Annotated in this window: 22 protein-coding genes; 17 read left to right on the forward strand and 5 right to left on the reverse strand. The window is 53.2% G+C overall.

The genetic code is table 11. From position 1 onward, the window contains the following. The first annotated feature begins 79 nt into the window (after positions 1–79). From AC3Y7R_RS09305 to AC3Y7R_RS09325, 5 genes are all read left to right on the forward strand, one after another. Entirely contained in the window at positions 80–1,006 is a 927-nt protein-coding gene (locus AC3Y7R_RS09305) for a LysR family transcriptional regulator (RefSeq protein ID WP_490041758.1), read from the forward strand. Between the two features lie 67 nt (positions 1,007–1,073). Further along, positions 1,074–2,183: a 3-isopropylmalate dehydrogenase gene (gene leuB, locus AC3Y7R_RS09310; protein WP_490041759.1), complete on the forward strand. Its 1,110-nt coding sequence runs from the start codon at positions 1,074–1,076 to the stop codon at positions 2,181–2,183. A 10-nt stretch (positions 2,184–2,193) separates the two neighbouring features. Next, the gene (locus AC3Y7R_RS09315) at positions 2,194–3,144 is read left to right on the forward strand and encodes a DMT family transporter (RefSeq protein ID WP_490041760.1); all 951 of its coding nucleotides are present in this window, start codon (positions 2,194–2,196) and stop codon (positions 3,142–3,144) included. Positions 3,145–3,434: 290 nt separating this feature from the next. After that, positions 3,435–4,496, forward strand: coding sequence for a glycosyltransferase family 4 protein (locus tag AC3Y7R_RS09320; RefSeq protein WP_490041761.1), 1,062 nt, complete (start codon positions 3,435–3,437; stop codon positions 4,494–4,496). Beyond that, positions 4,493–5,239: a glycosyltransferase family 25 protein gene (locus AC3Y7R_RS09325; protein ID WP_490041762.1), complete on the forward strand. Its 747-nt coding sequence runs from the start codon at positions 4,493–4,495 to the stop codon at positions 5,237–5,239. The genes AC3Y7R_RS09320 and AC3Y7R_RS09325 overlap by 4 nt, the downstream gene beginning before the upstream one ends. Here the strand turns inward: AC3Y7R_RS09325 and AC3Y7R_RS09330 are convergent. After that, entirely contained in the window at positions 5,218–7,794 is a 2,577-nt protein-coding gene (locus AC3Y7R_RS09330; RefSeq protein ID WP_490042016.1) for an FkbM family methyltransferase, read from the reverse strand. The two genes, AC3Y7R_RS09325 and AC3Y7R_RS09330, sit on opposite strands and share 22 nt — an antisense overlap. 254 nt (positions 7,795–8,048) lie before the next feature. On the opposite strand from AC3Y7R_RS09330, the gene AC3Y7R_RS09335 reads away from it, so the two are divergent. Then, a complete protein-coding gene (locus AC3Y7R_RS09335; RefSeq protein ID WP_490041763.1) occupies positions 8,049–9,071 on the forward strand; it encodes an aspartate-semialdehyde dehydrogenase in 1,023 nt (340 codons plus the stop codon). Positions 9,072–9,135: 64 nt separating this feature from the next. Continuing rightward, the gene (locus tag AC3Y7R_RS09340; RefSeq protein WP_490041764.1) at positions 9,136–10,782 is read left to right on the forward strand and encodes a DUF4139 domain-containing protein; all 1,647 of its coding nucleotides are present in this window, start codon (positions 9,136–9,138) and stop codon (positions 10,780–10,782) included. Between the two features lie 13 nt (positions 10,783–10,795). Here AC3Y7R_RS09340 and AC3Y7R_RS09345 read toward each other — a convergent pair whose 3' ends face one another. Then, positions 10,796–11,443 carry a carbonic anhydrase gene (locus AC3Y7R_RS09345; RefSeq protein ID WP_490041765.1) on the reverse strand — a complete coding sequence of 216 codons (648 nt, stop codon included), beginning with the start codon at positions 11,441–11,443 and terminating at the stop codon, positions 10,796–10,798. 144 nt (positions 11,444–11,587) lie between these two features. On the opposite strand from AC3Y7R_RS09345, the gene AC3Y7R_RS09350 reads away from it, so the two are divergent. The 3 genes from AC3Y7R_RS09350 (at position 11,588) to AC3Y7R_RS09360 (ending at position 14,272) form a co-directional block, all read left to right on the forward strand. Next, the gene (locus tag AC3Y7R_RS09350; protein WP_490041766.1) at positions 11,588–11,971 is read left to right on the forward strand and encodes a hypothetical protein; all 384 of its coding nucleotides are present in this window, start codon (positions 11,588–11,590) and stop codon (positions 11,969–11,971) included. A gap of 91 nt (positions 11,972–12,062) precedes the next feature. Beyond that, positions 12,063–13,448 (forward strand): leucyl aminopeptidase family protein, encoded by a 1,386-nt coding sequence (locus AC3Y7R_RS09355; RefSeq protein ID WP_490041767.1) that lies wholly within the window; start codon positions 12,063–12,065, stop codon positions 13,446–13,448. After that, positions 13,445–14,272, forward strand: a complete 828-nt coding sequence (locus tag AC3Y7R_RS09360) for a C40 family peptidase (RefSeq protein ID WP_490041768.1) — start codon at positions 13,445–13,447, stop codon at positions 14,270–14,272. The genes AC3Y7R_RS09355 and AC3Y7R_RS09360 overlap by 4 nt, the downstream gene beginning before the upstream one ends. Here the strand turns inward: AC3Y7R_RS09360 and AC3Y7R_RS09365 are convergent. After that, positions 14,269–14,610: a DUF2794 domain-containing protein gene (locus AC3Y7R_RS09365; RefSeq protein ID WP_490041769.1), complete on the reverse strand. Its 342-nt coding sequence runs from the start codon at positions 14,608–14,610 to the stop codon at positions 14,269–14,271. The two genes, AC3Y7R_RS09360 and AC3Y7R_RS09365, sit on opposite strands and share 4 nt — an antisense overlap. Positions 14,611–14,859: 249 nt before the next feature. Beyond that, on the reverse strand, positions 14,860–15,669 hold the full coding sequence (locus AC3Y7R_RS09370) for a DUF4198 domain-containing protein (RefSeq protein ID WP_490041770.1): 810 nt from the start codon (positions 15,667–15,669) through the stop codon (positions 14,860–14,862). Positions 15,670–15,688: 19 nt separating this feature from the next. Here AC3Y7R_RS09370 and AC3Y7R_RS09375 point away from each other — a divergent pair, with 19 nt between their 5' ends. Then, positions 15,689–16,819: a HupE/UreJ family protein gene (locus tag AC3Y7R_RS09375; protein ID WP_490041771.1), complete on the forward strand. Its 1,131-nt coding sequence runs from the start codon at positions 15,689–15,691 to the stop codon at positions 16,817–16,819. Next, positions 16,820–17,764 carry a DMT family transporter gene (locus AC3Y7R_RS09380; RefSeq protein WP_490041772.1) on the forward strand — a complete coding sequence of 315 codons (945 nt, stop codon included), beginning with the start codon at positions 16,820–16,822 and terminating at the stop codon, positions 17,762–17,764. It begins immediately after the preceding gene. A gap of 46 nt (positions 17,765–17,810) precedes the next feature. Here AC3Y7R_RS09380 and AC3Y7R_RS09385 read toward each other — a convergent pair whose 3' ends face one another. Then, complete coding sequence (locus tag AC3Y7R_RS09385; protein ID WP_490041773.1) at positions 17,811–18,680, reverse strand: branched-chain amino acid aminotransferase; 870 nt, start codon at positions 18,678–18,680, stop codon at positions 17,811–17,813. A 150-nt stretch (positions 18,681–18,830) separates the two neighbouring features. Here AC3Y7R_RS09385 and AC3Y7R_RS09390 point away from each other — a divergent pair, with 150 nt between their 5' ends. Genes AC3Y7R_RS09390 through AC3Y7R_RS09410 form a run of 5 tightly spaced genes read left to right on the forward strand, consistent with a single transcriptional unit; the run spans position 18,831 to position 22,125 of the window. Next, complete coding sequence (locus AC3Y7R_RS09390; RefSeq protein ID WP_490041774.1) at positions 18,831–19,343, forward strand: MarR family winged helix-turn-helix transcriptional regulator; 513 nt, start codon at positions 18,831–18,833, stop codon at positions 19,341–19,343. A gap of 6 nt (positions 19,344–19,349) precedes the next feature. Continuing rightward, a complete protein-coding gene (locus AC3Y7R_RS09395) occupies positions 19,350–20,051 on the forward strand; it encodes a response regulator (protein WP_490042017.1) in 702 nt (233 codons plus the stop codon). 32 nt (positions 20,052–20,083) lie between these two features. Then, the gene (locus AC3Y7R_RS09400; protein ID WP_490041775.1) at positions 20,084–21,025 is read left to right on the forward strand and encodes a histone deacetylase family protein; all 942 of its coding nucleotides are present in this window, start codon (positions 20,084–20,086) and stop codon (positions 21,023–21,025) included. Next, positions 21,018–21,260, forward strand: coding sequence for an exodeoxyribonuclease VII small subunit (locus tag AC3Y7R_RS09405; RefSeq protein ID WP_490041776.1), 243 nt, complete (start codon positions 21,018–21,020; stop codon positions 21,258–21,260). The genes AC3Y7R_RS09400 and AC3Y7R_RS09405 overlap by 8 nt, the downstream gene beginning before the upstream one ends. A 4-nt stretch (positions 21,261–21,264) precedes the next feature. Beyond that, positions 21,265–22,125 carry a polyprenyl synthetase family protein gene (locus AC3Y7R_RS09410; RefSeq protein WP_490042018.1) on the forward strand — a complete coding sequence of 287 codons (861 nt, stop codon included), beginning with the start codon at positions 21,265–21,267 and terminating at the stop codon, positions 22,123–22,125. Positions 22,126–22,129 lie beyond the last annotated feature (4 nt).

The following is a 22,129-nucleotide window of genomic DNA, read 5'->3' on the forward strand; positions in this document are numbered from 1 at the left end:
GAGCTTTAATGCCCTAAGGTTACCCATTCATAATTGGAATGAAATTGCCAAAAAATGGATATCTGATATTCATAATTGAATGGATAGAATTGATAAACTCGACTGGACCTTGATACAGACCTTCCTCGCGGTTGCGGCTGAAGGGTCTCTGTCTGGGGCTGCGCGTTGTTTGAACGTTAGCCAGCCCACGCTTGGACGCCAAATCAAAGCGATGGAAGAACAGCTCGGCGTCGCGCTTTTTTATCGCCAACCAAAGGGGTTGAGCTTAACTGCGGAAGGCGAAGGGCTTCTTCCACACGCATCGGCCATGGCAGACGCGGCCTCAGGGCTGGCGACCGCCGCTGCTGGGCACGACAATTCACTGCGCGGGACAGTTCGCATCACCGCAAGCGAGTTTACGGCAATGTATTCTCTACCTCCAATTCTCGCGAGATTGCGGATAGAATATCCTGACATTCAGATTGAATTGAACCCAACAGACTTAACAGAAAATCTACTTTTCCGCGAAGCTGATATCGCCGTGCGTATGTATCGACCGACACAATTGGAGGTTGTGACAAAGAAGCTGGGCGTGCTGAAATTGGGCTTCTTTGCATCCAGCGGTTACTTGGAGCGGCGCGGCACCCCACAAAATGTCACCGAACTTATGGAGCATGACTTGATGGGCTACGACCGCTCAGAACGCTTTATTCGCGGTGCTGCCAAGATGGGGTGGCAATTGACACGTCAAAGTTTTGGCTTTCGGTGCGACTCGCAAAATGTGCATTGCGAGATGATCCGTGCAGGGGCGGGCATTGGCGTGATGTCAGAAGCCTTGGCAAAATCCTTTCCCGAAGTGATTCCCGTTATGCCCAACTTCCCGGTCCCCGGCCTTGAGATCTGGCTCTCGACCCACGAAGCTTTGCGTCACACCCCGCGCGTGGCTGCTGTTTGGAAAGGGCTTGAGCATGGATTGCGACCAATTTTGTCGCAAGATAGCTCGATCCCGATCACCGCAGGTCCGTAGCGACCTTGACCCCATAAGCCGCCCACGATACCCCGCTAGGGACCTATATTTTATGGAGCGAACCCCAATGTCCAACCCAACCATCCTGATCTTGCCGGGCGACGGCATTGGCCCTGAAGTTATGGCACAAGTGACACGCATCATTGATTGGTTTGGCGCCAAGCGCGACCTGAACTTCGATATCGAGACGGATTTGGTCGGTGGTGCGGCCTATGACAAGCACGGCGTTCCCCTGTCTGACGCGACTATGGAGCGGGCGCTGGAAGTCGACGCTGTATTGCTGGGTGCTGTCGGTGGTCCGAAATATGACGATCTGGATTTCTCGGTAAAGCCAGAGCGTGGCCTGTTGCGCCTGCGCAAAGAGATGGACTTGTTCTCGAACCTGCGTCCCGCGCAATGCTTTGATGCGCTGGCTGACTTCTCGTCGTTGAAAAAGGAAATCGTGTCCGGTCTCGACATCATGATCGTGCGCGAACTGACGTCAGGCGTGTATTTCGGTGAGCCGCGCGGCATTCAAGATGACAACGAGGGCGGCCGTGTTGGCGTGAATACGCAGCGCTACACCACCAACGAAATTCGCCGTGTCGCGCGCTCTGCGTTTGAGCTGGCGCGCCGCCGCAACAACCGGGTTTGCTCTATGGAGAAAGCCAACGTGATGGAATCGGGCATTTTGTGGCGCGAAGAGGTGCAATGGGTCCACGACAATGAATACCCCGACGTTGAGCTATCCCACATGTACGCCGACAACGGGGCGATGCAACTGGTGCGCGCGCCCAAACAATTCGACGTGATCGTGACCGACAACCTGTTCGGCGACATCCTGTCTGACTGCGCGGCAATGCTAACCGGCTCGCTTGGTATGCTCCCGTCCGCATCGCTTGGCGCCCCTGACGAGAACGGTCGCCCTAAAGCGATGTATGAGCCCGTCCACGGCTCCGCCCCTGACATCACAGGCCAATCCAAGGCCAACCCGATTGCCTGCATTCTAAGCTTCGCTATGGCATTGCGCTACTCTTTCGACCAAGGTGATGAGGCAACACGTCTGGAAGGCGCTATTGAGAAGGTCTTGGCCGACGGGGTACGCACCGCGGACCTAATGGGCCCTGACGATGGCACACCTGTTTCCACATCGGAAATGGGCGACGTCATTCTCGCGGCGCTGGACGCGACCCTATAGGAGAACGCCAATGGGCCCGAACGTTAAAGGCGCACTTTATGCTCTGGTAGCGTTCGGAGTTTTTGCGACCCATGACGTGATAATCAAAGTGTTGGGCGGGTCATACTCGCCCATACAAATTGTTTTCTTTTCAGTGGTTTTCAGTTTTCCACTGGCCACACTATGGTTGCTGAGCGATCAAACCAGCGGAACGCTAATCCCACGCCACCCATATTGGATGCTGGCGCGAACAGGCGCCGCAGTGGTTACCGGGGTGTCTGCATTCTATGCATTTTCCGTACTGCCATTGGCGCAAGTCTATGCGATTATTTTCGCATCCCCTTTGCTCATCACAGTTCTGGCTATTCCTGTTTTGGGGGAAAAAGTCCACCTGCGCCGCTGGGCTGCGGTTTTGGTTGGCCTATGCGGTGTCTTAGTCGTGCTAAGACCCGGGCAGACAGATTTGGGGTTAGGCCATCTGGCGGCATTAGCCTGTGCGATTGGTGGGGCACTGGCCTCGGTCATCGTGCGTAAAATCGGGCGCGAAGAACGAACAGTTGTCATCATGCTTTACCCGATGATGGCCAATTTCATAATCATGGGCTGCCTCTTGCCTTTGGTCTACGTTCCGATGCCCATTGAAGACCTAGGACGCATCGCAGTCGTCGCAGTGTTTGCGTGGATCGCTGGTAGGTTTCTCATCTCGGCCTACAACACGGGTGAAGCCGTTATCGTGGCCCCGATGCAATATAGCCAAATCCTTTGGGCATCCGTATATGGCGGGCTATTTTTCAATGAAGTGCCCGATTGGGGAACGCTTGCAGGCTCGACGATTATCATTCTAAGTGGGCTCTATATTGTGCTTCGAGAAAGCCGCTCAACTAGCTCCGAGACCCCTGTGCTTCGAACGCGATCTCGCCCCGAAACCGGTACATCTCTTCGCATTGGGCCTTTCTTGTGGCCACACCGGTTGAAGAAGTAAAAGCCAGTAATCCTATGGAGAATGCGCCGGAATGCTGGCTCACGCCACCCTACACTAATGGGCCGTTCCTATCTTTCGACGATCCTGCGCCAGTTTCCTCACTCTCGCGAGGTTAAGACAAATCTCGCGCTCATCGTCTAAATTTCACTTTGGATCACAAGACCAACCCCAGCGGCACAGGAAAAACAGAAGTAACACTCATGTTTCAAAACCCGCAGCTTCACGCATATCCAAATCCCAAGTTTATGTTACAGTTTGCGTGTGAAACCGTGCTCGCGTAGTCAAAGCAAATGAAATCTGTACCACCTCTTTTTGTGACCAACTTCAATCGGAACTTTACCGGTGTGTCTGCGACAACGGCCGGCGTCGTGCGCGCGCAGGCTAAGTTGATGGATTTGCACCTTGTTGGACACCCACTCCCCGGCTGCCCTGACCCTATTGATCTAAAGACCGCCCGCCAGTTATCCCGCGATACATCACAGGGGCACCCGTTTTCAATTTGGCATGTCCGCAGAAATACAGAAATGCGCGCGGCGCTCTGGGCGCGTGATGTGCTGCGCCTACCAATTCAAATTGTGTTCACCTCTGCCGCGCAGCGCAGGCATTCAGCCTTCCCCCGATGGTTGATTTCGCGCATGGATGCCGTCATCGCCACCACAAAGGTTGCAGCAACATTCGTCCCAAATGTACGAGGTGTTGTGCCTCATGGCGTGGATACAGAACGGTTCCACCCAGCCCTTGATCGCGCTGCTGCTTGGACTGCAAGCGGCTACCCTGGGCGCATTGGTATTGCAACTGTAGGCCGGATCAGGCCCGAAAAGGGGACGGATCAGTTTGTTGATGCAATGATCCGTATTCTACCAGACCACCCTGATGCTACGGCTTTGGTCATCGGGCGTGCAGGTGGGTCAAATGATGCATTTTTAACTGACCTTAAGGCCCGAACTGCGGCGGCAGGCTTAACGAAAAGGCTTTTATTTCCCGGAGAAATAGAGCCAGACAAGCTACCAAGCATACTCCGGGGATTAAGCCTTTTGGTGCCGTTGCCAAGATACGAGGGCTACGGAATGACACCGCTAGAGGCAATGGCCTCCGGCGTTCCTTTCGTTGCAACGGACACGGGGTATTTTCGCGCTTTTTCGTCTCAGGGCCAAGCGGGCGCAGTTGTGGACTTGGGGGATGTAAATGGCGCCGTTGCGCAAATACAGGGTCTATTAAACGACGGCGCAAAGCTTGATGCGATATCCAAGCGCGCGACAGAAGTGGCGCAGGAACAATACGGAATTAGAACTGAAGTTGATGGTATAACTTCCGTCTACTCACAGATTTGTCAGGACGCCACAGCTCAATGACCGAAACATTTGTGATCCACCTTGAGCGTTCTACGGCACGGCAACGTAATGTCGATAAACTGCTAGCTGCGTCCCCATACCCAGCTCGGGTCTGGCCTGCATGCGATGGGGCAGCAATGGAGAGCCATGTTCGCGATAACCTGGTTTCAGATAAGCCATTATTTACCCCAGCATACCCGTTTGACCTCTCCATGGGGGAAATTGGGTGCTTTGAAAGCCACCGTAGTGTTTGGCGCTACATGGTTGAGAACGACGTACCCGCTGCCCTTATTCTTGAAGATGACGTCGCTATTGAAGACGCATCTTTTGAGGCAGCCCTAAGCCTATGTGAAACTCATATCGAGACGTTTGGATATATCCAACTACAAGTTCGGACTGTCGCTGACGGGGTTTGTGTAGCCAAACACCCTAACAATACATGTTTGGTCCGACCTAAAATTGTGCCACTTCGCACCTCGGCCCAAATGGTCAGCCTTGGGGCCGCTCGCGCCTTATTAGATGCCTGCGAGCAGATTGATCGCCCCGTGGACGGCTTTCTACAACTTTTCTGGGAAACGAATGTACGGCCACATTGCGTGGTGCCATCAGGGGTTGCTGACTTAACCCAAGCGTCTGGGGGAAGTACCGTTTCACGGAAACGCACCCTTAGCCAAAAACTAAAGGCCGCAATCGCCCGTCAGATGTATCGCCGCCACATCAAAGCGCTCTCAGACCGACATGATCAACTGGCGGAAAGCTCATAAAGCGAATTGTTCCGCGTCCGGCCAGACAAGACATAGCCACGCGCCGCGAATGCCGCTGTACACCCTGGGTAATCTGCATCTGGGTAAGGGTGCTCAATCACAATTCGTTTCGGCAGGAGCGCTTCCAATGCCGCCTCTAGGAATGGCGCCAGTGCTTTGTCCTCATGCCCCTCAATGTCGATTTTTAACCCGAAAATTTCCGTAATATTTTGGTCTGCCAAAAGCGCATCAAGACGGCGGACTGGCATCTCGCCATCTGGGTTTTCCTCTACCGCGACAATAGCCAAATCATCTTTTCGAATTTGCAAATCACCCCGCCCCTCTTGATCACTGACAGCGCAATGGACGACTTGCAGGTTGCTTAGCCCACTGGCATTTGCATTCCACGTAAGACGGTCAACCATCAGTGGATTTGCATCAATGGCTATCGTTTTACCCAACGGTGCACAGCTGGCCATGGGTTGAGCATAAAGGCCAATGTTACATCCAAGATCAACGAAGTTAGCATCCTCTGGGGCACCTTTGATGAGGAAGTCCAAATCCGCGCCATTATAGGCCGGATTTAATAGCAACCCATATTCAATAAGGTTGTTTTCACCGCGGATACGGAAAGCGCACTCTCGAAAGTGTATGTCGAGCTTGCCATAACCGGCGGCCAACACCAAAAAGGTCCACCCTCCCCTGAATAGACCACGTTTTAGAGGCGTCGCCTTCCCTAGTGAAATAAGCATCCGTTGCACAGCATTCGGGGCGAAGTGCCCGAATGGATATTGATCATCGGCATCATCTAAATTGCGTTCTTTACCGCTAAGATTGCGCCATAAACCCGAGCCAGTGCTACGCGTTGAAGTTTTAGCCGCCACAGGGATGTCTCCGGTAAAGGGCTGAGTGCCCGTTTGAAATTGCAACTCATGCAGGCGCGCATAAATGCCGCCCCGACCAATAAGCTGCTCATGTGAGCCCGTCTCAGCCACGATGCCATGGTCTAGCACCAATATTTGGTCGGCATCGCGCACCGTTGACAACCTATGCGCAATCACAAGTGTGGTTCGGCCTTTGGACAACCGCTCCAGCGCTTTCTGGACGACTTTTTCGGATTCGGCATCCAAAGCGCTGGTGGCTTCATCCAATAACAAGATGGGAGTATCACGCAACAAGGCACGGGCGATGGCCACGCGCTGGCGTTGACCGCCAGAAAGATTACTGCCTCTAGGCCCCACTTCGGTGTCTAGACCGTCAGGAAGGTTCTTTAAGAAGTCACTGACATGGGCATCGTCAAGCACCTGCTGCAACCGCTTGTCGTCAACATCGGTGCGACCAAGAAGGATATTTTCCCGAAGGGTTTCATCGAACAAAAGAGCATCTTGCGACACGACTGAAAACAGACCTCGCAATTGCGACAGGGGCATATCTTTGATGGCCACGCCACCAATAGTAATCTTGCCCGCACCCGGATCGACGAGGCGGGTCAAAACATTAAACACGGTGCTTTTACCTGCACCAGATGGCCCCACCAAAGCGGTTGTAGTTCCCGCCTTAGCTGTAAAATTGAGACCATTTAGGACATTCTTGTCGCCATAGGACAAAGCAACATTCTCGAACTGGATTGCAGGCACCCCAACATCAATATCTTCGATTTGGCCACCAACAATAGCTGGTTTAATGTCGAACAAGCCAAAAATACGACTTAAGCTGGCAATCATCATTTCCCAGTAACCAAGCACCCCGCCTAACCGACGCATAGGCTGAAAGGCCAAGGACATAGCTGTAAAGAAGCTCATGAACTGCCCAATGGTCTTTTCACCTGCGATAATTTGGGGACCGCCATAAATCAAAACGCAGAAAAACCCAAAGCCGACAGCAAAATCTACCAAGGCCGGAACCGTGGCTTGCCCGACAGTGGTCTTAATCGTTGACTTCACCCATATGTCCGACAGAGTTGAAAAATTCTGGGCCTGATAATCTTCCATCCGATTCAGTTTGATGGGGGTGATGCCGTGGAAAACCTCGTCTAGACGGGTCGTGCGCTTACCTGCAACTTCGCGCAAAAAGTTAGATTTCCGGCGAACATACCGCTGCACAATCAAGCTAGGGAAAACCAGAATTGGTGCGCCGATAATTGCAACAAGCGTCCATTTCCAGTCCACAAACATTGCGACGCCTAACAAAGACATCAGGGAAATTATGTCACGCCCCGCGCTGACAAGGATCAAGTTCCACAAGTTTTGAATGGCAGTTACGTCGCCTTGCACTCTTTCAATCATTGCGCCAGGCGATGTGCGGGAATGGAATGCATTGTCGAGCGTCAAGGTATGGCGCAACAAGTCGACTTGCACCTCTGTGGAAGCTCGGAACGATACACTTGTCAGCAGGCTTTTGTGGATAATCCCGGTAACACCACGGGTTACAAAGAGTGCAAAAATGCCAAGACCGACCCACCAAATAGCGCTCTCTCGACCCTCAACGAAGACAAGATCAAACATCGGCTGCAACATGTAGCTAAGCGCGCCTAATGTGCTGCCCTCTATCAACATGAAGACACAGGCGAGTGCCATAATCGGCCAGTGCTTGCGCAAATATCCACTCCACAAGCGGGCGAATAACTGCCGCCCCGTTTGGGTTGATTGCGCCAAGTTTAGGTCTGGGGAATTGGTCAAAAAAGGGCTCGCATATGGCTACTTTGGCACCCTGTGTAACGCAGATTTGCGCGGGGCAGCAAGGCTAGGACAACATGGCCCTTCCCCCTAGGCCCCCAAAGGAGTATCAGGCCCCGTCTGAAATCAAGACCTACAGAAGGATCAAAGGGATCATGGGTTATAAAATCGTCGTCGTTGGTGCCACTGGTAATGTGGGCCGCGAGATGCTGAACATTCTGGATGAACGTCAGTTCCCAGTGGATAAACTTGAGGTATTGGCCTCCCGTCGCTCACTCGGCACGGAAGTCAGCTTTGGCGAAAAAACCTTGAAGACCAAGGACCTAGACACCTTTGACTTCACGGGCTGGGACATGGCTTTGTTCGCTGTGGGCTCTGAGGCAACCAAAAAATATGCGCCAATAGCTGCGGCTGCAGGTTGTGTAGTGATCGATAACTCGTCGTTGTACCGCTACGATCCGGACGTGCCTTTGATCGTGCCAGAGGTGAATCCCGAAGCCATCGTGGGCTATTCCAAGAAAAATATCATTGCGAATCCCAATTGCTCAACCGCGCAAATGGTCGTCGCCTTGAAGCCATTGCATGACCGTGCGCGTATCAAGCGCGTTGTGGTGTCCACGTACCAAGCCGTATCTGGTGCCGGCAAAGATGCCCTCGACGAGCTGTGGGATCAAACTAAGTCGATTTACAACCCTGTGGACAACAAGCCACCGAAGACATTCACCAAGCAGATTGCGTTCAACGTGATCCCGCATATTGACGTGTTCATGGAAGACGGCTCCACCAAGGAAGAGTGGAAAATGGTCGTCGAGACCAAGAAAATCGTGGACAAGTCGATCAAAGTTACCGCGACCTGCGTTCGGGTTCCGGTTTTTGTTGGCCACTGCGAGTCGGTCAACATCGAGTTCGAAGACCATCTAGACGAAGACGAGGCCCGCGACATCTTGCGTGAGGCCCCCGGCGTGATGGTTATTGATAAACGCGAAGACGGCGGTTACGTGACCCCTGTTGAATGTGTTGGTGACTACGCGACGTTCATCTCCCGTATTCGCCAAGACAGCACCATCGACAATGGCATTAACCTGTGGTGCGTGAGCGATAACTTGCGCAAGGGTGCAGCCCTAAATGCAGTGCAAATTGCCGAAACGCTTGGTTCGCGCTGCCTGAAAAAAGGCTAAGCTTGCAAAGCCTCACATGACACGAAACACTGGGCCTCAGATCATTTGATGTGAGGCCCTTTTTATGTTCCGTATTTTAGCTTTATCTACCGCCCTTCTATCGTCTGCCGCTTATGCAGAGGACTTCTCGGTGGTTGCGCCCGTCACCTCTGTCACCGTCTATCCGCAAGGCGCCACTGTTACGCGCGTGATTTCGGCTGACCTGCCACAAGGCAAGCACCGTATTTTAGTGCCATATGCAGGCGACAACGGTGATGGTCCTCCTCGCTTACATGCGCCGGAAGGCGTCGCTATTGGCGCAATGGAAATTCTTCATAACTACCTGACCGACCCTAAGGCGGCGTATTCTCCTGCACAAACGACCGCCTTTGAGCGTGTCGAAGCCGCCAAGGAGGCCCTGCAAGCCTTGGAGGATATTGTTGTGCGTGGCCAAGCTGTCGTCGAGGCGCAGAATGCGAAGAACGCTTATCTGAGGTCGTTGACGGGGGCCGCTTTGACGGGGGCCGACGCTGATGCGATGCGCGCCGCTAGCAATATGGTGGCCGAGGAGCTGGAAAAAGCATGGCGCGACCAATACGCCGCCTCCGTGACACTGCGCGCCGACGAGAAGGCCCGTGATGAGGCGCGCAAAACCGTTCAACAAGCTGAGCAGGATTTGAACCGACTGGCCCCTCCGAATGGCGCTGTCACCGTCCTTGCCCTTTCCGTCGAGACTGCTGCGGCTGTCACCGTCGAAATGGCCCTCGATAGCTTGATTTATAATGCGGGCTGGCGGGCGGATTATGACCTGAACCTCATACGCAGTGATAATCCGACCATCTCGATGGAACGTAAGGTTGTGATGCAGCAATCATCCAGTGAATTGTGGTCCGACGTTGATTTGGTCCTTTCTACCGCCAACCCCTTTGCTCAAGTGGACCCAACGAAACCACGTCCATCATTGGCTAGCATTCAGTTTAAAGGCAAAGCGGGTTACGCTTCAGCCCCCTCAATTCAGGCTGACTATGCAGTGTCGCGTGGTGGGCTTGCAGAGCCAATAATGGAGGAGCCGGTGATAGAGTCGCTACATGCCTCTGCTGTCATTGAAGGCTTATCGGTCACTTATGAGTATCCTGAACCCGTTAGCCTTGCATCGAACAGGGGCGAATTGATTTTGGCGCTTGATAGCCTCACCTTTGATGCGCGTCAGTTCAACCGGGCGGCACCACGCTTTGACCAAACGGCGTTCTTGATGGCCGAATTCACCAACACTACGCAGGAGCCGTTCCTTCCCGGTCAGGCTTCGATCTCGCGAGATGGTGTTTTTGTAGGTCGCAGCGACCTGCCAATGGTACCCGCGGGCGACAAAGCTGAGGTGTCTTTTGGCACGCTTGAAGGTCTGCGCCTTTCGTACAAATTGCTCGACAATGACACCGGTGATCGTGGCTTCCTGACCACCAGCAATACGCGGGTTCAGCAGATGGAGTTCTCGGTTGAGAACCTTTTGGCGACCAGCGAGGAAGTGCAAACAATTTTCGCGCTGCCTTATGCAGAGCAAGAAGACCTCAACGTAACAGCCTCTGCGCGGCCTTCGCCGGATGAGACCGATTTCGAGCAAAAACGCGGCGTTACAGTCTGGAATTTAGATGTGGGGCCGGGTGAGAAGAAAACCGTTCGAGTGAATGTCGAGATGGATTGGCCTGAAGGTCAAGGTCTGTTCTGGCAGCCCTAGCTAGGCCGTAAAACTAAACTGGTTTAAAACCAATCTCTGGGATGTAGTGCTCCAGCCCGCCTTCACCAATGTCAGTCCACAAGCCATGAAGGCTGAGCAATCCATGGTCGATGGCCTCAGCAATAAATGGGAAACCTGCAAGGTTTTCCAAGGAGATTAGTACGGCTTGCTTTTCCAAGGCACGGCGGCGATCATCTTCGTCCTCGATGTCTTTCACGCGCTCATAACCGGGGCGTAAAATGTCCATCCAGCGGCCAATGAAGCTGGTCTTCTCTTCCAATTCCGGTGCGTGGCCCGAGCACATATCATGGCATCCGTTGACGCCACCACAATTGGAGTGGCCAAGCACAATAATATGAGCAACTTTTAACGTACCAACAGCGTATTCGACCGCCGCCGATGTGCCATGGTATTCCCCATCCGGGTTATAAGGCGGCACAAGGTTCGCAATGTTTCGGTGAATGAAAAACTCACCCTGCTCGGCACCAAATATAGAAGTCACATGGACGCGACTGTCACAGCACGAAATGACCATCGCACGGGGGTTTTGACCATCGGTCGCTAACCGCCGATACCATGGTTCGTTCTCTGAGTAAGTAGTGGCTTTCCAACCGTGATACCTGGTGACCAGGTAGTTTGGCAGAGGTTTAGCTTGGCTCATGATATACCTTTGAGAATTTGAACCTTACTACGGACAATTGGCGCGAAATTCGAGAGAAAATTGGTGTTGCGAGAAAGAGTTTGTTCAGTTTCTGGCGAGATGGTTCTCATGTGCTTTGAGGGGGCACGGGAATATTGAGGGTGCATGATGCAAGAAATTGTAGAACTTGAGTTGAAAGAACCTGTTCGGGTTGATCCAGATCGGCTTGTCGAACTTTGTGTTTCCATGGGCGAGTTGCGCGCAGAGGCGATGATAACAACCGCTATGGAAGAGCTGGCAAGAGGGATGACAGAGGTGGAAAGGGCATATAGCGCGCAAAATATGGATGTACTCTGCACCCGAATGGATGTGCTGGTCAAAACATCCCGCCATATTGGGATGACCACTTTCTCTAGGGTCGCGGATGATGTTCTCAGCTGCGCCCAAGCGCACGAAGGGATACCGCTCGCCGCGACCTTAAACCGTCTTCGCCGGATTGCGGATCGATCACTGAGCGCAGTGTGGGATATGCAAGACATGACGGTCTAAGCGGCATTCACACGAAAGCACGTACTTGCAGAAAATTTTGCAGGCAGTAGGCTGCCTGCAAAACAGCAGGGCGGATACAAACTTGAACCATATGAGACTCAAATTTTCACAAAAGTCTCAGGACTCAATTCCGCTCTTCGCTTTGAATGCTGATGCCCTGTCTGATTGGTTGGAAAACCAATCAGATGCCACCCGCCGCTGGATCAAAGCACAAGGCTTTACGGGGGCAATTGGAACCATCTGCACCATTCCCAATGAGGATGGCGCTATCACACTGGCGGTAGCTGGATTAGGGGATGCACGATCACGTGCCCGAGGTCGTTTTACAATGGCCGCAATCGCTGCAAAACTCCCCGCGGGGGTTTATGAGTTAGCAACCGGCCATTCACTACAAGATTGCGAAGAGCACGCAGTGGGATGGCTTCTTTCACAGTACAGTTTTGATCGGTATCGCACGCAACCATCCCATAAAGCACAGCTCGTTTGCCCAAAAAACCTCAACAGCAAGAAGTTGGAAGCTATTGTTGCGGGTGAAGTGCTGACACGAGACCTAATCAATACTCCAGCATCCGATATGGGGCCTGATGCCTTGGAGGCGGCAGCCCATCAATTGGCAGAACAACACAACGCATCAGTGAATGTTATGGTTGGCGACGACTTGTTGACGCAAAACTTTCCAATGATCCACGCCGTTGGTCGCGCTTCGCCTATAGCGCCGCGCCTGATTGACATGAATTGGGGGGATACGGGCCCAACGCTAGTTCTGGTTGGCAAGGGAGTTTGCTTCGATACTGGAGGGTTAAACATCAAACCCGGAGCCTCAATGGGATTGATGAAAAAGGACATGGGCGGAGCCGCAACAGTTCTAGGGCTTGCACATATGATAATGGAGCTTGGGTTAAAGCTTCAACTGCGTGTCTTAATCCCAGCCGTTGAAAACTCGATTGATGGGTCGGCGTTCCGGCCGCAAGATATTCTTACGTCCCGAAAGGGGTTAACCGTAGAAATCAATAATACCGATGCCGAAGGACGCCTCGTTTTGGCAGATGCCTTGGCTTTGGCTGACGAGACCCCGCCAGATTTAATGATTTGCATGGCCACTTTGACCGGCGCCGCAAGAGTGGCTGTTGGGCCTGACTTGGCGCCATTTTTCACCGAAGATGCACCCTTTGCCGACGCTTTGCGCGTATCCGCTCGCGATGTCCGCGATCCTGTATGGGAGCTGCCATTCCATGCCCCTTACGAAGCCATGATAGAACCGGGTATTGCGGATCTAGATAATGCGCCAAAAGGCAGCTTTGCTGGCACAATAACAGCTGCATTATTTTTACGCCGCTTTGTGTCAAACACTGCCAGATTTGCCCATTTTGATATCTATGGCTGGCAGCCGGTCGCGGCACCCGGACGACCAAAGGGAGGCGTTGGAATGGGAGCCAGAGCAATCCTTGAAGCTTTACCGAAAGTGCTAAACCTATGAGTAGAGATTCACGCCTAACGGCCGCCAATGGGCGTGTCGCCGCAAGTTACCTACAAGGTGAAGTCGAAGCCCCCAGCTATGTTGATGGCGAGTTGGTCCAATGCGGTTCAGCCTTTGCTGACCTCACCGGCAAGCCAGAAGGAAGACGCACATCGCAACTGATCTACGGGGACTTGTTCAATGTCCTCGAGCGACGTGCCGGTTTTGCTTTCGGGCAAGCAATCCATGATGGCTATTGCGGGTATGTTCAGGAAGATCTGCTAGACCGCCCACATGACCCAACCCATTGGATAGCAGTTCCCAGCACTCATCTTTACCCCGGTCCAAACATGAAATTGATGAACACCGGAACTTTATACTTTGGCTCTGAAGTCCAAGTCATGGACAAGGAAGGGGATTGGTCGCGACTGTCAAACGGAGGGTACGTGCCGACGATGCACCTCATGTCACTGGCGCAACGCTTTGATGATCCGGTTGCTGTTGCTGACTTATATTTCGGCTCGCCCTATTTGTGGGGTGGCAACACGCGGCACGGCATTGATTGCTCAGGCTTAGTACAAGCGGCATGGCGCAGTTGCGGGCTGGACTGCCCTAGGGACAGCGATATGCAAGAGGCCGAGTTGGGGCGTGAAATTGACGTCGCTGATGCCCAGCGCGGAGATTTAGTCTTCTGGAAAGGGCATGTCGCATTGATGACTGGCCCGAACATGATGATCCATGCCAATGCTTACCACATGGCTGTCGCCTATGAGGCGCTATCGGATGCGACAGCACGAATCGAAGGAAGTGGCGGTGGGCCTGTCACATCAATTAAGCGGGCTTAATCAACAATACGAAGCGCCTTCTTTTCTAAGACACCTAGGACCTGCCGTAAATTTTCGCCCCGCTTCAAAATGCGCCCATCCATGGCGATAACGGCATAGGTTTGTCTCTTCACGGCCAGTTTCGGACGCTTTTCAATCCGATAAATTGGATGCTCTGATGACCGGCGGAAAATTGAGAAAACCGCAACTTCTTTCAACATTGAAATTCCGTAATCACGCCATTCCCCCGCAGCCACCATACGCCCATAAATGCTAAGGATATCGCCAATCTCACGACGTTGAAATGCAACCCTCTCATGGCGGTCAGGGCGAAAAGGTATTGGGGCGTTGAAATTCATGCCATGATGCTGGCCTGCATGAAGCCACAAATCAAGCAGTTGCCTCAAAAAGGCCGCATCATAACCTTAGATTTTCCACACCTCGTCCCTGATCTCGCCGCAGTTGTGCGTGATACACAACACTGTAGCGAGTAAATTCTCAAGCCCGGTGCGGTGTGATCAGCCCCCACCCAGATCGCCGTATCAGGTGCTACACAAATAGAGTCCCTTGGTCTGCTAGTCAGGCTGAGGGATTTTATGCTTTAGACCTTATTTTGGCATTTTGAACGTGAGTGATGCCCATACAGTCCACCAGACTGGAAACTCAGTCGCATCACCCTCATTCAACTCAAGCATGGTGACAGCATCCACAAGGTATTCGTGGTCAGGTTTTACCGGAATAGTGCTCCGGCCCATATCATCGGTGCGGTGTAATGTAACTTCAACTGTTCCGTCAGGGGCCTTCTCGAACAATTCGACCTGAGCATTCACCCGTGGCTCCCCGTCTAAAAGAACCAGCACAGGGAGCTGACCCAGGCGACTAGTGTAGGGGTTTGCCAGTGCAATGATCTCGGTTTTCATACCGACCTCTTGATCTGCTCCAGTCCCATCACCGATGGCGATAAGACTTTTGGCATACCGGTGATAACGCTCCGTGAAGCGGTCAGTAGGCAGGCCGCGTTCAGCGTGGCGCTCCACCGCCCATTCAAAATCCTTGTGCCTCGCAAATTTCGCAAACTTTTCCATGCTGGTATAAGTGAGCAAGCTATCGGTAGTCTCGTGCACCACAATCAAAAGCCCATCCTCTGACGGCGCAACCATACCTAAGGCTGGCATGTCGCCGAGGCGCCCTTTCACGGGCATCACGACCCCATTCATCACAAGGTCAAAGCGAGAAAACCGCTTTGGATTGAATGAATAACTTGCGCCGCTAAAACTTTGGCCCACCCGAAGTTGCGCTTGAACCTTCCCGCCATTCGGGGTCACGTATGCCTCAGGCGATATCCAGAGTTCATGGGGGTGGGCGGTACTTGCCCAGACCAATACAAGGGCGGCGGCACAAATGCGAAGAGGCAACATGGCGTTTCCTTTAATATTCATGCTCTACATGCTGCGGCAACTGGCCGTGATGTCAACACTCGTGCTGATCACATTCACGTCTTCGGTGACTGCTCACGAAATCCGTCCAGCGATTGCTGACGTGGTTTTATCTGACACTGAAGTAAATTTAACGATCCGCCTGACTGCGGAGCCGATGATAGCCGGGGTAAACCTTGAAGGCCTGCAAGACACTAATGAGGCCCCGAACGCTGCAAAATCCGATAGTTTTCGCGCCCTGCCCCCTGATGATCTATCCGCCCGCCTGACAGAAGCTTGGCCCAGTATTTCAAAAGGCATCACAGTTTTGTCGGGGGATGCTACCATCGCGCTAGAGCTACTAAAAATTAGCGTATCCGACCAATCAGACATAGAGTTGCCACGCGACACCACCATAACTCTAACCGGCGCCTTGCCCTCTGATGGCAGTAGCGTGCGCATCGGGTGGAAAGCAGCCAATGGCCCAATCATTGTGCGCCAGTCAAGCGACGGAGATGACGCATACTCCGGGTATTTAGAGAGCGGTGCCCTTAGTGATCCGTTGCCGCGTAATGGTACTGCCATTCAAAATGGGTGGTCGGTATTTATACAGTACATTGGTGTCGGGTTTGATCATATTATCCCCAAAGGCCTTGACCACATTTTGTTTGTTTTAGGCCTGTTCTTTTTATCTCTTCGGGTGCGTCCACTCGCAGCCCAGATCACCATATTCACAGTGGCACATACAATCACGCTGGCCCTAGCAAGCCTCGGGTATGTTTCTGTAAACCCCGTCATTGTGGAGCCCCTGATCGCAGCATCTATCGTATATGTGGCCGTCGAAAACATATTCACCAGCCGCGTGACGTGGTGGCGACCGCTTGTAATTTTCGCGTTCGGCTTGCTGCATGGCATGGGCTTTGCCTCCGTCCTTGGGGAATTTGGGTTGACCCCTGGTCGTTTCGTCTCGGGCCTTATCGGATTCAACATAGGGGTCGAAATTGGACAGTTAACGGTCATTAGCCTCGCCTTCATTGCTGTAGGGTATTGGTTCGGAAGCAAGCCTTGGTATCGCTCAAGAGTGTCAATCCCTGCATCTGTTTTGATCGCAATCATTGGTGCCTATTGGGCCATAGAACGGGTTTTCTTTTAGATGGCCGCACCCCGCCCAAAACCGAATACGGTTCTTGCAATCTCATCCAAACTAGGGGCCGTGGCGTTCTTCATGGGTATGGCAACCCTGATCAAAATCTCATCCACACGCGTGCCACCCGGTGAGGCGGTTTTCTTCCGTTCGATCTTTGCACTACCGATTATACTTGGCTGGATCACCATGCGAGGAGAGCTTCGAACAGGCCTGAAAACCGACAACCCTTTAGGGCATTTCTGGCGCGGCCTTGTCGGCGTGACCGCCATGAGCATGGGCTTCGCGGCGTTGGGATTACTGCCTTTATCCGAAGTGAAAGCCATACAATACGCCCAGCCAGTTTTGGTTGTTATCTTCGCGGCGATGTTCTTGGGCGAGCGAGTTCGGGCCTTCCGCTTATCCGCAGTGGCGTTAGGGATGATCGGGGTGTTGATCATTATGTCGCCGCGTTTGACTGCGATCTCTAATACCACAACGGACCCGTTGTTGGCCTTGGGTGCAATCTTGGCGTTCGGATCTGCCGTAATGGCCGGCTTGGCGCATGTCTTTGTACGGAAGTTAACCATGACCGAGCCGACATCTGCAATCGTGTTCTGGTTCTCCGTGACGGCCTCCATGTTGTCGTTGCTAACACTGCCCTTTGGTTGGGTCTGGCCCACTGGGGCAGAGGCGGCTACACTGATTGGTGCTGGATTATGTGGCGGCGTTGGGCAAATCTTCCTCACCTCTAGCTACCGCTATGCAGACGCATCCGTGGTGGCCCCGTTCGAATACTTCTCGATCCTGTTGGCATTAGGCATCGGGTATTTTATCTTCTCCGAAGTGCCGACTGCGGTGATGCTAATCGGCATATCACTTATCGTTTGCGCTGGCATTTTAATCATTTGGCGGGAACGGAAGTTAGGCTTAGAGCGCGCCAAGAGCCGCAAGGTTATGACCCCTCAGGGATGATCTGGTCATAGGCTCTGCCACTTACCCTGTGACAGAGCCTATCAGTTTAAATACGCACCAGCTTTTCATACCCTTCGGCGATGTCGCGTGCGATTGCACCTACTTCAAAGTTGTAGTCTCCAATGGAGCCCACTGGCGTTACCTCAGCGGCGGTACCAGTTAGCCAGCATTGCTCGAAGCTTTCCAGCTCTTCGGGCATAATGTGGCGCTCGTGTACAGTAATGTTGCGTTCATTCAGCATGCCAATAACCGTCTGGCGCGTAATCCCGTTCAGGAAGCAATCTGGCTTAGGAGTGTGCACCTCGCCATCTTTGACAAAGAACATATTTGCCCCCGTCGCCTCGGCCACATAGCCGCGATAGTCGAACATCATCGCGTCAGAGCAGCCCTTGGCCTCAGCCGCGTGTTTCGACATGGTGCAGATCATATAAAGGCCTGACGCTTTGGCGAAGCAGGGGATCGTCTCGGGCGAGGGGCGCTTCCATTTGGAAATATCCAGCTTCGCGCCTTTCATCTTGGCGTCGCCATAGTACGCGCCCCATTCCCAAGCGGCCACGGCCATGCGAACCGAGTTCTTTGCAGATGCGACACCCATGTCTTCACCCGCGCCGCGCCAAGCAAGGACACGCACATAGGCATCAGTCAGATTGTTGGCCTTCAACACTTCGTATTTTGCCGCCTCAATTTCATCGACAGTATACGGGATCGGCATATCAAGTTGGTCGCCTGAATATTGCAGCCGCGCAGAGTGCTTGCGGCTCTCGAATATCTTACCATTGTAGCAGCGCTCGCCTTCAAAAACAGAAGAGGCATAATGCAGCCCATGTGTTAGGACGTGGACATTGGCCGAGCGCCAATCCACCAACTTGCCATCCATCCAGATGACGCCATCACGATCGTCATATCCACCAGCCATTGCCTTCATCCTTTTCATTTGTTGCGCAAAATATGCCCGTTTCGGACATAATATTTCATTAAAGTCTCGATTCGCTATCATTCGATACTTGGAAAGTCAACAAGACTGACATAAACTCATCAGAACTAAAAAGAGCAAAGGAACAGCTTCATGTCAGATCGAGGGACTGGCCAGATGCCTATCAGCGGCGAAAGCCTGCTGTTTCTAACCGATGACCAGCTGCGTCGCGGGATTGAAGCGATGTTCTTTGCTTATCGCGGTTTCACCGCCGATCCTGATCGTATTTTGCAAGAATACACCTACGGGAGGGCGCACCACCGCGCCATGCATTTCATTAAGCGCAGCCCTGGCACCACCGTAAACAATCTGCTCGATATTCTTGGTGTGACCAAACAATCGCTAAACCGCGTTCTGCGCGCGCTAATAGAAGATGGCTTGGTAGAAAGCCGGGTTGGCAAGCAAGATCGACGCGAACGCCATCTCTTCTTAACGGATAAGGGGCAAGGTTTGGAAAAAGACCTCTCGGAGGCTCAACGTAGCCGAATGAGAGCCGCTTACCGTGACGCTGGGCCAGAAGCGGTTGCTGGCTTTCGGCAGGTGTTAGAGCAAATTATGGACCCTAAAATGCGGCACCACTTCCAAACATTTAAAGAGGGCTCGTAAATGAAACTGTCCCAAAATGACGCCCACCTGTTGATCGTCGATGACGATGAGCGCATTCGGAAGCTGCTTCAGCAGTTCCTTAGCCGTAACGGCTTTTGGACCACCTCCGCACGCGACGCGGATCATGCCCGCAGATTGCTTGAAGGGCTAGAATTTGATTTGATCGTGTTGGATGTGATGATGCCCGGTGACGACGGCATCACATTTACCAAAGAACTTCGGCAAAGCCGGGACACTCCTATTTTGCTTTTGACTGCCAAGGGCGAAAGTTCAGATCGAATTTCTGGCCTTGAAGCCGGAGCAGACGACTATCTGCCAAAGCCGTTTGAGCCAAAGGAATTGCTGCTACGGATCAATGCGATATTGCGGCGCGTACCTCAAAGCGAGGAAATAATCGACGCACCAAAAACCCTGTCTCTAGGCGACATTCGATACAATATTGACCGTGGCGAGATGTGGCGAGGCGAAGACTTAGTTCGCCTAACTGCCACTGAGGTTGCTTTGATGCGCATCTTCTCGGCATGCCCCGGAGAAGCCGTGAGCCGCGCCAAGTTGGTTGAGGATTTAGGTCGCGATGGCGGGCAGGCACAGGAGCGCGCGGTGGATGTACAAATCACCCGCCTTCGTCGCAAAATTGAGGCGGACCCGAAACAGCCACGCTATCTACAGACAGTACGCGGTTCCGGCTACATGCTAGCCCCCGACTGATCGCTTGATCGCCCACATCTGAGAGACCCGAAATGACCACCGCCCTCCTAACGCATTCCGATTGCTTGAAACATGTAACCCCTTCCGGGCATCCTGAGCGCGTGGACCGCCTTATGGCGATTTATGCGGCGCTCGATGCAATGGACCAGACCGGGTTGCAGCGTGTAGAGGCCCCGATGGGTACAGACGCGGATATTCTCCGAACTCACCCACAAGAGCATATTGATGCGGTTCGAAATGCGGCACCACTGTCCGGGTCAACGCCTTTGGACGCAGATACGCACATGTCTCCGGGATCTCTAACCGCCGCCTATCGCGGGGTCGGAGCATTGGTTAAAGCCGTTGATATGGTCATGGCAGGTGATGTCTCAAACGCTTTCGCCGCCATGCGCCCACCCGGACACCACGCTGAAAGACAAACACCCATGGGGTTTTGCTTGTTTGGAAATGTTGCGATTGCAGCCAAACACGCACTAGACGTACATGGATTGGATCGCGTTGCTGTTGTCGATTTTGACGTCCATCACGGGAACGGAACGCAAGATTTATTGTGGGATGAACCCCGTTCCTTGTTTATTTCCAGCCACCAAATGCCGCTGTACCCCGGATCAGGCGCACCGTCGGAAACTGGCGTATCAGGTAATATCTTGAATGTCCCACTGGAGCCCAATTCAGGCGGCATAGAGCTGCGCAAAGCCTATGAGCGCGTGATCTTACCCGCATTAGATGCATTTAAGCCGCAACTGGTTTTGATTTCAGCAGGGTTTGATGCTCACCGCGCTGATCCACTAGCAAACCTTAATTGGGATGAAGCCGATTTTGTGTGGGCAACAGAGCAGTTATGCGACATCGCTGATGCCCATGCCAAGGGCCGTGTCGTCTCGACTTTAGAGGGTGGATATGATCTTGATGCTCTTGCTGCGTCCACACGCGCACATTTGCAAGTTTTGATTAAGCGAGGCACCCATGTCTGACACTGACGTAAACGAATTGAGCTTCGAGCAGGCCATGGCCGAGCTGGAGCAAGTGGTGGGAAAACTAGAACGTGGCGACGTGCCCCTAGAAGACAGCATCAAGCTGTACGAGCGTGGTGCGACACTAAAAAAACGCTGCGAAGCCAAGCTAAAAGACGCCGAAGAAAAGGTTGCACAGATCACCCTTGGTAGTGACGGCCAACCAAAGGGCGCCACGCCCGTTGAGGGTTTGTGATCCGGTGTTTCAAGACGCTTTAGCTGATGCACAAACCCGTGTGCAGGCCGCGCTTGATACGGCGATGGCACCACTTGATGGCACGATCGCAGGCGCCATGCGCTACACCTGCCAAGGCGGCAAACGGTTGCGCGCGTTTCTCGTCATGGAGGGCGCACGACTTCATGGGGTTTCACCTGAAGTCGCGGATAAGGCGGCAGCCGTGATCGAGATGATCCACGCCTATTCGTTGGTCCATGACGACCTGCCTTGCATGGATAACGATGATTTACGGCGCGGTATGCCCACGGTTCATGTGCAATGGGATGAAGCTATTGCGGTTCTGACTGGCGATGCACTTCAGACGTTAGCGTTCGAGGTTTTGGCCGGGCTTGACGCGCCAGAACAGGTGCGCCTCGAACTTATCTCCTCTATGGCGAAGGCTGCTGGGGCCGGGGGAATGGTGCTGGGGCAGGCTTTGGATATCATGGCGGAGACGGCCAAGACGCCGCTTACGTTGGCTGAAATCACCCGCCTCCAGGCGGGCAAAACCGGGGCGTTGATACAGTGGTCTGGGCAGGCTGGCGCGATTTTGGCACAGGCAGACCCGACCCCACTGCGCCAATATGCCCAAGCTCTCGGGCTTGCGTTTCAGATTGCAGACGACATCTTGGATGTTGAGGGTGATGCGCAAAAGGCAGGAAAACGCCTGCAAAAAGATGCCGACGCTGGGAAGGCGACATTCGTGTCGCTGCTTGGTATGGATGGTGCTAAGGCCCGCGCAGAGGAATTGATTGTGCAGGCCAATGAGGCTCTTTCCCCTTACGGGGTGGGTGCCGATAACCTAAAAGCGGCTGCGCGGTTTGTTATAAACCGCGACACCTGAAGGA

This window comes from Litoreibacter sp. (assembly GCF_058136045.1).